The 14,631-nt window shown below is 70.5% G+C and carries 15 protein-coding genes; 9 read left to right on the top strand and 6 right to left on the bottom strand.

What is annotated here, in order from left to right:
* Positions 1 to 287 precede the first annotated feature (287 nt).
* Positions 288 to 680, top strand: coding sequence for a hypothetical protein (locus tag FHS38_RS04875; protein WP_189222430.1), 393 nt, complete (start codon positions 288 to 290; stop codon positions 678 to 680).
* A 203-nt stretch (positions 681 to 883) separates the two neighbouring features.
* Here the strand turns inward: FHS38_RS04875 and FHS38_RS04880 are convergent, their stop codons facing one another.
* Positions 884 to 1,438, bottom strand: coding sequence for an RICIN domain-containing protein (locus FHS38_RS04880; RefSeq protein WP_184730926.1), 555 nt, complete (start codon positions 1,436 to 1,438; stop codon positions 884 to 886).
* 50 nt (positions 1,439 to 1,488) lie between these two features.
* Positions 1,489 to 1,935, bottom strand: a complete 447-nt coding sequence (locus tag FHS38_RS04885) for a hypothetical protein (RefSeq protein WP_184730928.1) — start codon at positions 1,933 to 1,935, stop codon at positions 1,489 to 1,491.
* Between the two features lie 403 nt (positions 1,936 to 2,338).
* Between FHS38_RS04885 and fabG the strand changes: the two genes are divergently transcribed.
* The 3 genes from fabG to FHS38_RS04900 all read left to right on the top strand — a co-directional run bounded on the left by fabG (position 2,339) and on the right by FHS38_RS04900 (position 4,365).
* On the top strand, positions 2,339 to 3,058 hold the full coding sequence (gene fabG, locus FHS38_RS04890) for a 3-oxoacyl-[acyl-carrier-protein] reductase (RefSeq protein WP_184730930.1): 720 nt from the start codon (positions 2,339 to 2,341) through the stop codon (positions 3,056 to 3,058).
* Positions 3,059 to 3,063: 5 nt separating this feature from the next.
* Positions 3,064 to 3,834: an enoyl-ACP reductase FabI gene (fabI, locus tag FHS38_RS04895; RefSeq protein ID WP_184730932.1), complete on the top strand. Its 771-nt coding sequence runs from the start codon at positions 3,064 to 3,066 to the stop codon at positions 3,832 to 3,834.
* Positions 3,835 to 4,038: 204 nt separating this feature from the next.
* Positions 4,039 to 4,365, top strand: a complete 327-nt coding sequence (locus FHS38_RS04900; protein WP_184730934.1) for a hypothetical protein — start codon at positions 4,039 to 4,041, stop codon at positions 4,363 to 4,365.
* Positions 4,366 to 4,399: 34 nt separating this feature from the next.
* Here the strand turns inward: FHS38_RS04900 and FHS38_RS04905 are convergent, their stop codons facing one another.
* Positions 4,400 to 5,080: a FadR/GntR family transcriptional regulator gene (locus tag FHS38_RS04905; protein ID WP_184730936.1), complete on the bottom strand. Its 681-nt coding sequence runs from the start codon at positions 5,078 to 5,080 to the stop codon at positions 4,400 to 4,402.
* 55 nt (positions 5,081 to 5,135) lie between these two features.
* Between FHS38_RS04905 and FHS38_RS04910 the strand changes: the two genes are divergently transcribed.
* The 4 genes from FHS38_RS04910 (at position 5,136) to FHS38_RS04920 (ending at position 7,617) form a co-directional block, all read left to right on the top strand.
* Positions 5,136 to 6,461 carry a CynX/NimT family MFS transporter gene (locus FHS38_RS04910; protein WP_184731186.1) on the top strand — a complete coding sequence of 442 codons (1,326 nt, stop codon included), beginning with the start codon at positions 5,136 to 5,138 and terminating at the stop codon, positions 6,459 to 6,461.
* A gap of 20 nt (positions 6,462 to 6,481) precedes the next feature.
* Positions 6,482 to 6,598, top strand: coding sequence for an SGM_5486 family transporter-associated protein (locus FHS38_RS35075; RefSeq protein WP_260420554.1), 117 nt, complete (start codon positions 6,482 to 6,484; stop codon positions 6,596 to 6,598).
* 209 nt (positions 6,599 to 6,807) lie between these two features.
* Positions 6,808 to 7,014 carry a hypothetical protein gene (locus FHS38_RS04915; RefSeq protein WP_184730938.1) on the top strand — a complete coding sequence of 69 codons (207 nt, stop codon included), beginning with the start codon at positions 6,808 to 6,810 and terminating at the stop codon, positions 7,012 to 7,014.
* An 84-nt stretch (positions 7,015 to 7,098) separates the two neighbouring features.
* Positions 7,099 to 7,617 (top strand): SixA phosphatase family protein, encoded by a 519-nt coding sequence (locus FHS38_RS04920; RefSeq protein WP_184730940.1) that lies wholly within the window; start codon positions 7,099 to 7,101, stop codon positions 7,615 to 7,617.
* 150 nt (positions 7,618 to 7,767) lie between these two features.
* Here FHS38_RS04920 and serB read toward each other — a convergent pair whose 3' ends face one another.
* Together serB and FHS38_RS04930 are read right to left on the bottom strand one after the other, a co-directional pair.
* On the bottom strand, positions 7,768 to 9,006 hold the full coding sequence (serB, locus tag FHS38_RS04925) for a phosphoserine phosphatase SerB (protein ID WP_184730942.1): 1,239 nt from the start codon (positions 9,004 to 9,006) through the stop codon (positions 7,768 to 7,770).
* Positions 9,007 to 9,099: 93 nt separating this feature from the next.
* Complete coding sequence (locus FHS38_RS04930; RefSeq protein ID WP_184730944.1) at positions 9,100 to 10,740, bottom strand: streptophobe family protein; 1,641 nt, start codon at positions 10,738 to 10,740, stop codon at positions 9,100 to 9,102.
* 234 nt (positions 10,741 to 10,974) lie between these two features.
* Between FHS38_RS04930 and FHS38_RS04935 the strand changes: the two genes are divergently transcribed.
* A complete protein-coding gene (locus tag FHS38_RS04935) occupies positions 10,975 to 13,560 on the top strand; it encodes an ABC transporter ATP-binding protein/permease (RefSeq protein ID WP_184730946.1) in 2,586 nt (861 codons plus the stop codon).
* Between the two features lie 76 nt (positions 13,561 to 13,636).
* Here FHS38_RS04935 and FHS38_RS04940 read toward each other — a convergent pair whose 3' ends face one another.
* Positions 13,637 to 14,353, bottom strand: coding sequence for a transglycosylase SLT domain-containing protein (locus FHS38_RS04940; RefSeq protein WP_184730948.1), 717 nt, complete (start codon positions 14,351 to 14,353; stop codon positions 13,637 to 13,639).
* Between the last annotated feature and the right edge of the window lie 278 nt (positions 14,354 to 14,631).

Raw genomic sequence — 14,631 nt, forward strand, 5'->3', positions numbered from 1 at the left:
CCTGGCGTGCTGTAGAAGCTGATATGCCAGATTTTGACCGCCTAGGTGGAAGAAAGGCATATCGGCAAACTGCTCGCGATTTCATGCGTGGTGATGGTCCAGATTCAGCGATCAGCGTCAGTACGGGCAGTGGCGGCATGCATCGCTTCGATCTGGACACCGGGTACTACGGGTATATGAACAGCGGCGGCAGTATCTCGACATTCTTCCGGCCGGAGGAAGGCCTCTCATACTTCCGTCGAACGACAATGAGATATCGTTAGCGGTTCAGGGAAAGGGTGGGCGTAGTGCTGTTCCTTGATAGATTTAGGGAATTGGCTGGGAGCCTTGGGCGGGCCTCTTCGCTGACCCCCCATCGCGCCATCGAAGAGTGGTCAGACTTTGTCGACGACTGCATGGAAGGCTACGAAGGTACTCTTTTTGAATATTGGGACGACATGTCGATCCGTAGCGTCCTTCAGCGTGTAATCGACGACCCGGTGGTCAAGGGGGTTCCCGAGCTGGCATGGTTCGAATCGGAAGTTCGGCGAGTGGATGAGAAGTTCGCCCACTTGTTGACCAAAGGGTTCGAGGTGCGGGGCGGCCGTGGTTGGTGGGAGCGAAAAATCCCGCGTGTCGCTGGCCGTGAAATGGCAGAGAACGTCAGGGAGCAGTACGGGTATGAAATCGAAGTGATTTGACCAAGGTTTCAGATCTTTAGTTTGCTGGCCGGTGCCGAGTCGAGGGTCGACCACATGCGAGGAAGGTGGCTGCCCGCTCCAATCGCCATCTATCGGACTCTCGGCCGTGCGGGTGGTAGCGACGGCCGCCGCACCCACGCAGGACGTGGATGCGGCGGCCGTCGTGCGCGTGGGCGGGCGGGCTCAGCAGCAAGCGCAAGGGCTCAGCAGCAGCGCGACGCCGTCCTGGGCACGATCTTGAACAGCTGGGTCAGATACGGCTCGCGGGGCACCAGCCACAGGCCGGTGTCGCTCCACGTCGCCGGAGCCGACTCGCCCTTCTGCCGGTAGAGCGTGTCCTTCGGCGTGACGGCCAGGTGATCGAAGCCCTGAATGGCGGGGTGCAGGGTGAAGCTGTCGAGGAGATCGGACCAGCGGACGGTCCAGCGTTCGGTGTCCACGTCCTGGCTGTCCACGACCTTGACGAGGGGGCGGCGCGCGCTGCCGCTGTTCTCGAAGGAGAGCCGCATTCCCGAGCTGATGTTGGTGATGAAGTACCCGCCGCCCTCGGCCGTCTCGAACTTCCACTGGTCGCTCGGCTTGTCGTACTCGCCCCAGTCGCGGTGCAGGACGGCATCGAGGATGCCTTTGGATTCCGTGCTGGTGACGAGGTGCAGTCCGCTCTGCAAATGGTCGATGCAGACGTTGAGCCCGATGGGCACCGGCGCTCCGGGCGGGTCCGGGACCGGCTTCGGACTGCCGGGCATGGGAGTGGGCACGACGACTTCCCCTTTCTGCTCCGATGGCCGCCAGGGCAGCGTGGTGCCGGCTAAGGGACCTGGTGCTGGGAGAGATGCAGCACCTGGCCCTGACTTCTGCCCAGCCGCACCTTGCTGCCCTTGGGATCCGTGCCGACCAGGGCCTTGAATTCGTAGTCGTACGAGGTGCCGGACACCACGACACGGACCGCTTCGACGATCAGGTCGTCGCCGGAGGGGGTGTCGTAACGGATGTAGTTCGGGAAGAGATCGAGGCCCCGCACGTACGTCTGCGGGTTCTGGGGGTCGTTCGAGGCGTGGTCCTGGACGCTGTGGTCCTCGCCCAGGGTGAAGGTGTAGGTGCCGCCGTTCTTGTCGAATTCCTGCTCGGCCATATGGCGCACGACGAATTCGCGTCCCGCCATGCCCAGCCGGAGATAGCCTTTTGGATTCGATCCCGCACCGGTGCCGCCGAACGAGATCGTCATGGTGATCTTCCTGATGGCTTCCGACGACATGGGGCGGCTCCCTCAGCTGTTCACGACGGTGGTGCCGGGCGCCCGCAGAGTGATGACGTGTGCGGCGAACGCACCCGAGTCGATTACCGCCCACGCCCGCAGACGGCGCAAATCGGACCAGCCCTGACGGGACGTGGAAACCCGGGCCGTCCGCGCCGGAACGCCCGCACCCACCCGGCAGCGCGCCGCCACGCCCCCGCTCGCCCGCCCGGGGGGCGACGCCCCCTCCCGGGCCCGCTGCCGAGAGCGAACGGCTTCGCGGCGCCGGTGCGCTTCTGTAGAGATCCAACAGGGACTGCCGGTCCCCCCTGTCGTAGGTCGAGTGTCTCTTCGGTGACCTCTACCGATACGTTTCGGTGTAGTCGAGCACGACCTATGCACATGGAAACGGAAGGGTGATCCTTTGAGCCGCTCGGTTCTCGTCACCGGAGGAAACCGGGGCATCGGCCTCGCTATCGCCCGTGCCTTCGCGGAGGCCGGCGACAAGGTCGCCTTCACCTACCGGTCGGGTGAGCCGCCGGCCGAGCTCACCGACCTGGGCTGCCTCGCCGTGAAGTGCGACATCACGGACCCGGAGCAGGTCGAGCAGGCGTACAAGGAGATCGAGGAGAAGCAGGGCGCGGTCGAGGTGCTGGTGGCCAACGCCGGCGTCACCCGCGACCAGCTGCTGCTGCGCATGTCCGAGGAGGACTTCACCTCCGTGGTGGACACCAACCTCACGGGCACCTTCCGCGTCGTCAAGCGCGCCTCGAAGGGCATGCTGCGTGCCCGCAAGGGCCGTGTCGTGCTGATCTCGTCCGTCGTGGGCCTGCTGGGCTCGGCGGGCCAGGCGAACTACGCCGCCTCCAAGGCCGGGCTGGTCGGCTTCGCCCGCTCGCTCGCCCGCGAGCTGGGCTCCCGCAACATCACGGTCAACGTCGTCGCTCCCGGCTTCGTCGACACCGACATGACCCGCGTGCTCAGCGACGAGCAGCGGGAGAGCATCACGAAGCAGGTTCCGCTCGCGCGCTACGCGCAGCCCGAGGAGATCGCCGCCTCGGTCCGCTTCCTCGCCTCCGACGAGGCCGCATACATCACTGGAGCCGTCATTCCTGTCGACGGCGGATTGGGCATGGGTCACTGAACGTCATGAGTGGAATCCTCGCAGGCAAGCGCATCCTCGTCACGGGCGTCCTCACGGAGTCCTCGATCGCCTTCCAGGCCGCCAAGGTCGCCCAGAACGAGGGCGCCGAGGTCATCCTGACCGGCTTCGGGCGGCTCTCGCTCGTCGAGCGCATCGCCAAGCGGCTGCCCAAGCCCGCCCCGGTCATCGAGCTGGACGTCAGCAACCAGGAGCAGCTCGACGGGCTGGCGGACAAGGTCCGTGAGCTCCAGGGCGACGACGCCCGTATCGACGGCATCCTGCACTCCATCGCCTTCGGCCCGCAGGGCGCCTTCAACTTCCTGGAGGCGAGCTGGGAGGACGTCTCCACGGCCGTCCAGGTCTCGGCGTACTCCTACAAGTCGCTGGCCATGGCGCTGCTGCCGCTGATGCCGCAGGGCTCCGCGATCGTCGGTATGACCTTCGACGCGCAGATCGCCTGGCCGAAGTACGACTGGATGGGCGTGGCCAAGGCGGCGCTGGAGAGCACCAACCGCTACCTCGCCCGTGACCTCGGTCCGAAGGGCATCCGCTGCAACCTGGTCTCGGCCGGCCCGCTCAAGTCGATGGCCGCCAAGTCCATCCCGGGCTTCGAGGAGCTCGCGGACGTGTGGAACCACCGCGCCCCGATCGGCTGGGACCTGACCGACCCGGAGCCGGCGGGCCGCGGCGTCGTCGGCCTGCTGTCCGACTTCTTCCCGCGCACCACGGGCGAGATCATCCACGTCGACGGCGGCGTGCACATGATGGGGGCCTAGTTCCCCACTCGCCGGACGGAGTCCGGCGCAGCCGTCCCCCATAACGGCATACGAAGGCCGCGTGACCGTCCTGGAGACGGTCACGCGGCCTTCGCGCACCCGGGAGCCGGGGCCGTCGCATTCCCGAGTCGAGAACCGCGCCCGTCGCCCGCACACTGGGAGGACCGGGAGGTTCCCGGCGCACCGTGGGGAGGAGGTACGGGCGTGCGCGCACCCATCCGCCGCACGGCGGCGCTGCTGCTCACCGCCGCCGCCCTCGCCGGCTCCCTCGCCCCCATCGCGGCCGCGGCCCCCGCCGAGCCGCAGGAGGCCGAGTGCCGCACCCGCATACGCGGCTCCCACGCCACCGCCGTCTGCTTCAACGGGCACGCGCGCCCCGACCGCGTCCAGCTGCACGTGGAGTGCGCCCGCTGGTGGGACCCGGACATGGACACCGCCCCGGTCACCGTCGACCCCGCCCGCCACGCCTCCCTCGCCCAGCGCTGCTGGCTGGAGATACGCCACGCGTGGGTGACACACACCCCGGGCTGACCGCCCGCCTCACCGGCTCGCTCCAAAGGCCCGCTCAGCGCCCGTCGGCACCCTGGCGGCAGCCGAACGGATGGGCGCCCGCCTCGGCCGACGCCGTCGCCTCGTCCTGGTCCCTGATCGCCGCCACCAGCCGCGCGTGGTCCGTGTGCGCCTCCGGGCGCAGCTCGGGGCCGACGTCCGCGCGCAGGAAGTCGCGGACCACCGAGCCCAGGTCCGCGTACAGCTCGGCCAGTACCTCGTTGTGCGCGGCGGCGACCACCGCCGAGTGCAAGGTGGCGTCGGCCTCGACGAACCGCTCCGCGTCCCCCGAGTCCCAGGCCTGCTCGCGCCGCTCCAGCAGCGTGTCCAGCTGCCGCAGGTCCGCCTCCGTGCGGCGCCGGGCCGCCAGCCCCGCCGCCTTCGTCTCCAGCGCGCTGCGCAGCTCCGCCACGTGCAGCGGGTCCGCCTGGGCGAAGCGCCGGCGCATCACGCCGGCCAGTTCGCTGGTGGCGGCCACGTACGTTCCCGAACCCTGCCGGATGTCCAGCAGCCCGTTGTGCGCGAGGGCGCGCACGGCCTCGCGCACGGTGTTGCGGGCCACCCCGAGCTGCTCGACCAGCTCGGGCTCGGTGGGGATGCGCGAGCCGACCGGCCATTCGCCGGAGGTGATCTGGTTCCGGAGCCCGGCGATCACCTGGTCGACGAGCGGGGAGCGCCGGGGCGAGTTCAGTGGCATGGAATTCCGTTTCGACGATTCATCCCATGATTCTATGATGGCCTTCGTGGCATCCATGGCAGACGAAGACCTCACGGCGGCCGACACCGCCGCGTCCACCCGTACCACCGCGCGCAGACCGGCGGCCGGAGCCGCGCCGGAGCCGGACGCCGCCCGTCGGCAGCGCCTCCTGCTGATCGTGGGACTCGTCATCGCCGCCCTCAACCTCCGGCCCGCCATCACCAGCCTCGGCCCGCTGATGAAGGAGGTCCGCGACGACCTCGGCATGAGCGGCACCCTTGCCGGGCTGCTCACCTCCGTGCCCACCCTGTGCTTCGCGGTCTTCGGCCTCGCCGCGCCCCGGCTGGCCCGCCGCTGGGGTCCGGCCGCGGTCGTCTGCGCCGGCATGGTGGCGATCACCGCCGGCCTCGCGGTCCGGCCGTACGCGGGCGGCACCGTCGGCTTCCTCGCGCTCAGCGCCCTCGCGCTCGCCGGCATAGCGGTCAGCAACATCCTCATGCCCGTGATCGTCAAGCGCTGGTTCCCGGACCGGGTGGGTCCGACGACGGGCATCTACTCCATGGCCATGTCCGCAGGCACCTCCCTGGCCGCAGCCGCCACCGTGCCCATGACCGACGCGCTGGGCGGCAGTTGGCGGCTCGGCCTCGGCATCTGGGCGCTGCTCGGCGCCGCCGCGGCCCTGGTCTGGCTCGCCGTCGCCCGCAGCCGTACGGCCCGGACGACGAACGCCGCCGACCGGCAGGCCGCGCCGACCGCGGGCACCGCACCCGCCGGTGCCGGCGTGCGCATCACCCGCAGCCCCACCGCCTGGGCCCTGGCCGTCTTCTTCGGTCTCCAGGCCACCGGTGCCTACATCACCATGGGCTGGATGCCGCAGATCTTCCGGGACGCCGGGGTCTCCGCCTCCACCGCCGGGGTGCTGCTGGCCATGACCATGCTCATGGGGGTGCCGCTCTCCTTCGTGCTGCCCCGGCTGGCGGCCCGGCTGCCCAACCAGGGCATCCTCGTGATCGTCCTCGCCGCCTTCGGCCTGACCGGCTACACCGGGCTGTGGCTGGCCCCGGCCGCCGGCGCCTGGGTCTGGGCGCTGCTGCTCGGCGTCTCCAACTGCGCGTTCCCGCTGGCCCTGACGATGATCGGGATGCGGGCGCGGTCCGGCGCGGGCGTGGTGCGGCTGTCCGCCTTCGCCCAGAGCACCGGCTATCTCCTCTCCATCCCCGGCCCGCTGCTCGTCGGCGCCCTCTACGAGCGCACCGGCGGCTGGGACCTGCCGATCGCCCTGATGGCCGCCCTGATGGTGCCTCAGGCCGTGGCGGGTGTGCTGGCCGGTCGCGACCGGACCGTCGAGGACGAGACCGGGCCCGCCGCCCCGACCGCGTGAGCGGGTGCGACACTGGTGCCATGAGCGTGCTCGACCCGAACCCCAAGAACGGCCAGAAGACCCTGGTCACCATTCTCGGCGTGATGCTCGGCATCACCGTCGTCATCGGCGTCATCGCGACACTCGCCTCGCCCTGACGCCGCCTCGGTGCCCGCGCGCGGCGCCGGTGCGCTCCGCGCGCGGCGCCGGTGCGCTCCGCGCGTGGTGGTGCTGGCCCCACCATCCCCTAGGGGGCCAGTGTCAGGGGCAAGTGGGTGGCTCACCGGATGGGGGCGGGGCGCCCGTCTCCGTAGGTTCGTAGTACACCGCGACGCGGCGGTGCACCGAACCGCTCGGAGGCGATCCCATGTCCGCCGGTACGCGACCCCGGACCCCCGGCACCACAGCGCAGACCCGTCTGCCGTGGTGGGCGCTCGCGCTGCCCGCCGTCGCCTTCGTGGGGCTGCTGGTCCTGCTGGCCTCGCCCGCCTCCGCCGACACCGGTTCCACGGCCGTCGGCGAGGGCACGGTGTCCCGCGTGGTGGAGTTCGTCCGGCACGCCCTGCAGAGCTGAGCCGGGTGGGGCTGGGGTACCCCCTCGGGGCAAGCCTCCCAACACCCCGCGCCTCGCCGTCCGTTTCATGCGAAGCTGGAAAACATGAGCGCCGAACCGACCCGCAGGATTGTTCTTCTCCGGCACGCCAAGGCCGAGTGGTCCGACGATTCCGACCATGAGCGCCCGCTCGCGGAGCGCGGCCGCAAGGATGCCCCGGTCGCCGGGCGCCGGCTCGCCACCGCCGGTATCATCCCCGACCTGGCCCTCTGTTCGACCTCCGTCCGCACCCGGGAGACCTGGAAGCTCGCCGTCCACGAGCTGCCCCAGCGCCCCCGCACGGTCTATGAGGACCGGCTCTACGAAGCCTCCCTCGGCGAGCTCATCGCACTGATCAGCGAGACCTCCGACGAGGTGGCCGACCTGCTGCTCGTCGGGCACAACCCCGGCATGCACGCCCTGGCCGACGCGCTGGCCGGCGAGGCCGAGGGCGACCTCCTGCCCCGGCTGAACCGCTCCGGGTTCCCCACCGCCGCGATCGCGGTGCTCACCTTCAGCGGACCCTGGAAGAGCGTCGAACACGGCACCGGCAGGCTGGCCGCCTTCTGGCCGCCGCACGAGTAGGCCTGCCGCCCGGGCGTGGGTGTGCGTCCTCAGACGCCGGACGGGCTGCGATCGGCTGAGCTCAGCCGATCGCAGCCCGTCCGACGTCTGAGGACACCGCCGCGCAGCGGAGGTGCACCTGCCACGGCTTGCAGGGAACCCCCGCACCGCTCACTCGTGGTCGTGGGTCTTGGCGGCCTCGACCTCTTCGCGGGTGACGCCCAGCAGATACAGCACGGTGTCCAGGAACGGCACGTTCACGGCGGTGTGCGCCGCCTCGCGCACCACGGGCTTCGCGTTGAACGCCACGCCCAGACCCGCCGCGTTGAGCATGTCCAGATCGTTGGCGCCGTCCCCGATCGCCACCGTCTGCGAGAGCGGAACCCCTGCCTCGGCGGCGAACCGGCGCAGCAGCCGGGCCTTGCCCGCCCGGTCCACGATCTCCCCGGTGACCCGGCCGGTCAGCTTGCCGTCGACGATCTCGAGCGTGTTCGCGGAGGCGAAGTCCAGCCCCAGCCGCTCCCGCAGATCGTCCGTGACCTGGGTGAAACCGCCGGAGACGACACCCACCTGATAGCCGAGCCGCTTCAGTGTCCGGATCAGCGTCCGGGCGCCCGGCGTGAGCCGGACCTCCGCGCGCACCTTCTCCGCCACCGACGCGTCCAGCCCCGCCAGCAGCGCCACCCGGGCGTGCAGCGACTGCTCGAAGTCCAGCTCGCCCCGCATCGCCCGGGCGGTCACCTCCGCGACCTCGGCCTCACAGCCCGCGTGCGCCGCGAACAGCTCGATGACCTCGTCCTGGATCAGCGTCGAGTCGACGTCCATCACGACCAGGCGCTGCGCCCGCCGCTGGAGCCCGGCCGCCACGACCGCCACATCGACACCGAGCGCGGCCGCCTCGGTGGCCAGCGCGGTGCGCAGCGCCTCGGTCTCCGCACCCGAGACCGCGAACTCCACCGCCGTCACGGGGTACTTGGCGAGCCGGAAGATACGGTCGATGTTGCCACCCGTACCGGTGATCCGGGCGGCGATGGCCGCCGTCGACTCCGCCGTGAGCGGATGCCCGAGCACGGTCACATGGGAACGGCCCGTGCCACGCGGCCGGTTGTCGCCCCGGCCGGAGATGATCTCGGCCTGGAGCCGCAGGGACTCCGCCCAGCTGTGCACGGTCGCCCGCAACTCGCCCTCGATCCCGGGGCCTCCCTCGGGGGCGGTCACCAGCGCGCACAGGGTGATCCGGCCCCGGGTCACCACCTGCTCGATGTCTATGACGTCCACCGCGTAGGCGGCGAGGGTGTCGAACAGCCCGGCGGTGATGCCCGGCCGGTCCTTCCCGAAGATCTTGACGAGGAGGGTGGGGTCGTCGTCGCCGGGTACGGCGGTGGCAGGTGGGGTCTGCGATGCGCTCATGGTGACCCCTACGTTATCCGGCACCGCGCCCGATGCGTACAGGTGTCCCGGGGACCGGACGGGTGCGAAGGCGTTGTCCCGTGCCGCCCGGCCTCAGCGCCGCCGCCCCGGCACCCCCGGCGGTGGCGGCTCCTCCGGAGGCGTCCCGAACGGCCGCCCGTACCGCGGGCGGGGGCGGGGCGGCAGCGGCGGCTGCCCCGCCCAGGTCTGCGTCTGGGCGCCCGGATCGCCCGCGCCGGGCATCCGGGGCGGCTCGCCTACGACCGGCCGCAGATAGGGATTGGTGTCCCCGTGCGAGGGACGGTACGTCGACGAGGGGTTGTACGGCCCCGGCAGCCGGGCCGGATCGGGGTACGCGTGGCCCGCGCCCGCCCCCGGCGCGCCCGCGATGGCCCGGCGCCCGGCCGCGCCCGTGGCCCACGCCAGCAGCGCCCCGCCCACCCCGGCACCGGCCCCCCACGCGGCGCCCAGCGCCAGGGCGGCGGGGACGCTGCCGCTCAGCTCCAGCCTCGCCCCGAAGACGTCGAAGCCGAACACCGACAGGCTCGCGTCCGCCTTCACCCGGGTCAGCAGCACCAGCAGCGGCAGCACGAGCGCCGAGGCGAGAGCGAGCCGCAGCGCGCACCGCGCGGCGAAGCCCACCGGCCCGGCCCCGCCGCGCGGCGTACGGACCGCGGTCAGCAGCCCGGCCGTGAGCATGAGCAACGCGCACGCCACGGTCAGCACCCACACCCGGCTGTCGAACTCCGCGAGCCGGCCCATCGTCACCGTCTCGTCCGCGCGCATCCCCAGCAGCTCGTCCAGCGGGGCGGGCAGCACCTGGGTGAGCGCCCCGCCGGCCGAGCCCCGCCAGGGGACGAGCAGCCCCAGCGGCACCCCCAGCCACACCCCGTTCGGTGTCCCGAGCAGTGCCGCCCCCAGCACCCGGCGCGGATGGCCGTCGCCCGTCGCCGCGTACACCGCCGCGGCGAGGCCCGCGCCGACCGCCAGCACCAGCACGGCGCACAGCGCCGAGACCGCCGGGCGCACGGCCCGGTCCACCGCGCCCCAGCCGCTCGGCAGCGGCGCCCGGCGCGAGACCAGCAGAGCGATCACCAGGACGGCGAGCACCCACAGCGCTCCGGCCAGCAGCGAAGGCCCCGTCCGCACGCTGAACCCGACCGCCGCCTTGGCGCCGGCGAGGTCGGCGAGCCGGTCCGGCAGGCCGCCGCCGATGTCACCGAGGCCGGGTATCTCCAGATGCGGGCCCCCACCGGAGCCGCCGCCCCCGAGGCCGAGCTCCTTGCCGTCGATGGTGACGGTGTCCTCGCCCGCCCAGGCGAGACCGGCGAGCAGCAGCAGGAAGAGCCCGGCCACCGCGACCACCCGGGCGAGGAGTTCGGCCGGGCGCGGGGTGCCTCCGGCCGCCCGCAGCGAGCGGGCGAAGATCCAGCCCAGGAGCAGCGCCCCCGCCAGGCTCACCCCCAGTGGCGCGATGTCGATCGAGGTGTATGCGCCGGACGTCTGGAGGCCAAAGGCCTCTACATCGCCCGAAGGTGTGACGGATCCCCCCACGGCGAGTACGATCGCGGCCGCCGTCATCGGGCCGAGCGCCCCCGCCCCGTCCGCCCCGAGTAGATGCAAGCCCGCCGCCGCGACCCCTGCCATGGCGAGAAAAGACCAGCTCACCGCCGCTATCGCGGTGAGGAGTACATGTGCGCCGCGCAGGCGGCGGCTGCCGCTGCCGATGGTCATCACGGCCCCCCGATCCCGACCCCTTGCCCCGGAAGCGCACGTTCCGTACGCATCCATGGGCGGTTACTACTCTCCGGGCGAGTTTCGGCCGAGTCAACGGTGCCTGTTACACGACTGCGTCAGTCCCCGAGTTTCGGTTCGGCGACTGGGCCTGAAATAGTTCCACCCGATGTTCGCCATCCCTAGACTCCCTGTGCAGACTTCCTGCGCGAGGGGTGCATCGGGGGACAAGTAGTGGGGCATGGAGTGCCGGAACTCGTACTGGAATTGAACGGACAGACGTGGACGCTCGATCCGTCCAGGTCGTACACCCTGGGGCGCGATCCCCAGGGTGACATGGTGTTGGAGGACGCCCGGGTCTCGTGGCGGCACGCCACCGTGCGGTGGGGCGGGCACAGTTGGGTCATCGAGGACCACGGCAGCACCAACGGCACCTATGTACAGGGCCAGCGGATCCAGCAGATGGAGATCGGCCCCGGCCAGGCGGTGAACCTGGGCAACGCGACGGACGGTCCGCGGCTGAATCTCACCGTTGCCGGTGCCTCCGCACCGGTCGCGGACATCTACAACGCGCACACCGCGATGGCCGCGCCCGTGCAGCAGGGCCGGCAGGCGCCTCCGCAGCACCAGCAGCCGGGCATGGGCTGGCAGCAGCCCCAGCAGCCGCAGCAGTACCAGGCTCCCGCGCAGCAGCAGGGCGGCTGGCAGCAGCCCCAGGGTCAGCAGCCGCAGCACCAGCAGCAGGCGTACGTCCCGCAGCAGCAGTCGCCCGCGCACCAGGCGCCCGGCGGCGGCGCCGGAGCCCCGCCCGCCCACGGTGACCGCAGCCCCACCAGCTTCCACCAGATGGCGCTCGGCCGTGTGATGCGCATCGGTCGTGCCCTGGAGAACGAGCTGGTCGTCTCCGACCTCCAGGTCTCCCGGCACCACGCCGAGTTCCGGGCCACGCACGACGGCCGCTTCGAGATCGTCGACCTCGGCAGCCACAACGGCACCTATGTCAACGGTCAGCCGGTCCGCCAGCAGATCATCGGCCCCAACGACATCATCGGTGTCGGTCACTCCACGTTCCGCCTCGTCGGCGACCGCCTCGAGGAGTTCGTCGACACCGGTGACGTCTCCTTCTCCGCCCGTCACCTCACGGTCACCGTCGAAGGCGGCAAGCAGATCCTCAAGGACGTCTCCTTCGGCGTCCCCGAGAAGTCGCTGATCGCGGTCATCGGCCCGTCCGGCTCCGGTAAGTCCACCCTGCTCAAGGCGCTCACCGGCTACCGCCCGGCCAACGAGGGCGACGTCCTCTACGACAACCGGAACCTGTACAAGCAGTTCGCCGAGCTGCGCCAGCGCATCGGTCTCGTTCCGCAGGACGACATCCTGCACAAGGAGCTCACCGTCCGGAAGGCGCTGAGGTACGCGGCCAAGCTCCGCTTCCCCGGCGACACCGCGGCGTCCGAGCGCGAGGCCCGCATAACCGAGGTCCTGGGCGAGCTGAAGCTCGACATCCACGCCGACAAGAAGGTCACCTCGCTCTCCGGCGGTCAGCGCAAGCGCGTCTCCGTCGCCCTGGAGCTGCTCACCAAGCCGTCGCTGATCTTCCTGGACGAGCCGACCTCCGGTCTCGACCCGGGCATGGACCGCGACGTCATGCAGCTGCTCCGCGGCCTCGCCGACGACGGCCGTACGGTCCTCGTGGTCACCCACTCCGTCGCCGAGCTGGCGCTCTGCGACAAGCTGCTGGTCATGGCACCCGGCGGCTCGGTCGCCTACTTCGGCCCGCCGGAGGAGGCGCTCAACTTCTTCGGGTACGAGACGTGGGCCGACGTCTTCTCCGCCTTCGAGAACTACCGGGACTACGACTGGTCGGGCCGCTGGCGCGGCTCGCAGCACTACCAGATGTACGCCGCGGACCTCGACGCCGTCGCCCCGCAGGCCGTACACGTACAGCCCCAGATGGTCCGCCCGCCCAAGCCGCAGAGCTGGGGCTCCCAGCTGTGGACGCTGATGCGCCGGTACGTCTCGGTCATCGCCTCCGACCGCGGCTTCATGGGTCTGATGCTCATCCTGCCCGCCGTGCTCGGCGGCGTCAGCTGCGTCATCCCCTCCGACTTCGGCCTGGCGCCGCCCGGAAAGGGGCACTTCAACCAGGACGCCGGCACGATCATGCTGATCCTCGCGGTCGGCGCGTGCTTCTCCGGTGCGGCCAACTCCGTCCGTGAGCTGATCAAGGAACGGGTGATCTACGAACGGGAGCGCGCCGTCGGTCTCTCCCGGTCGGCGTATCTGATGTCCAAGGTGATCATCCTCGGTCTGATCACCGCGGTGCAGGGTGTGATCATCTCCGCCATCGGCTTCTCGGTCCGTGAGCTGCCGGCGGAGGGGCTGATCCTCAAGGCCCTGCCGGCCGCCGAGCTCTGCCTGGTGATCATCGCGCTCGGCTTCACCTCGATGATGATCGGCCTGGTCATCTCCGCCCTGGTGAAGACCGCCGAGAAGACCATGCCGCTGCTGGTCATGTTCGCGATCGTGCAGGTCGTCTTCACCGGCATCATGTTCAAGATCTACGACTCGCCGGGCATTGAGCAGTTCGCCTGGCTGATGCCGTCCCGCTGGGCCATCGGCGCCGCCGGTGCCACGCTGGACCTCTCGCACATCATGGCCCCGATGGACAAGGGCGACCCGAAGAACCTCGATCCGCTCTGGGAGCACACCGCCGCCCAGTGGGGCATCGACATGACCGTGCTGATCGTCCTCGGCGTCATCTGCGGCTTCGCGGTCGCGCGCCTGCTGCGCCGCCACGAGCCGGAGGTCATGCGCAACTAGTCGCGCTCGTACATACGCCGAAGGGTGGCACCCGGACCGGGTGCCACCCTTCGGCGTATGTGCTGTCCGTCGACTCTTAGTAGGCGGAGTTGACGTTGTCCATCGAGCCGTACTTGTCGGCCGCGTAGTTGCAGGCCGCGGTGATGTTGGCGACCGGGTCGTAGATGTCCCAGGAGGTGCCTTCGACGTGGTACGCCTTGAAGGTCGGGTCGATCACCTGGAGCAGACCCTTGGAGGGGATGCCGTTGATGGCGTTGATGTCCCAGTTGTTGATCGCCCGGGGGTTACCGGTCGACTCGCGCATGATGTTGCGCTTGATGCCCTCGTAGGAGCCGGGGATGCCCTTGGCGCGCATGATGTCCAGCGCCTCGTTGATCCAGCCGTCGAGGTTGTTCGCGTAGGTCTTCTTCGCCGGGGCGGCGGGCGCGGCGGGCGCGGCCGGGGCGGGCTTGCGCGCGGCCGAACGGCTCGCGGCTTCCTTGTCGGCCCGCTCCTTGTCGGCCTTGGCCTTGGCGGCCTCGGCGTCGGCCTTCTTCTTGGCCTCGGCCTGCGCCTTCGCCGCCTTGGCGGCGTTGTCGGACTGCTTGGTCAGCTCGTTCTGCTGGTGCTCCGTACCGAACTCGGAGGCGCTCCAGGCGACCTGCTTGACGGCGACGGACTGCTTGTCCTCGTCGGCGGCGGCACCGGGGACGACGGCGAAGGCCAGGGAGGCGGCGCCGACGGCGGCGATACCGGCCACGGAGAGCTTGTGGGCCTTGGTCAGGCGGCTATAACCAGAGATGGGGGAGCGCATGAGTGAGCTGAACCTCTTCCAATCGCGTGAGTCGCAAGGGCCGGACTGGCGCGGTGAGCGCCGTTTTTCGTTCGACGGCGCCGTGCGACTGGGCAATTGTTAGCGGCTGCAAAATCCTGTGGCAAAGGTGTGACGTACTATCCCGCTTCGTTGCGAAGGGGGGTGCGGAGGGCACCGAAAACGCCCCGGCTACCCGCTTACAGCGGTCTTATCCGTCCACTAGCCGAGGTCGTAAGTGATGTGGGTCCTATGCGCGGGGTCACACCGGAGACCCCCGA

This window comes from Streptomyces netropsis (assembly GCF_014203545.1).
In the GTDB taxonomy this organism is placed as follows: domain Bacteria; phylum Actinomycetota; class Actinomycetes; order Streptomycetales; family Streptomycetaceae; genus Streptomyces; species Streptomyces netropsis.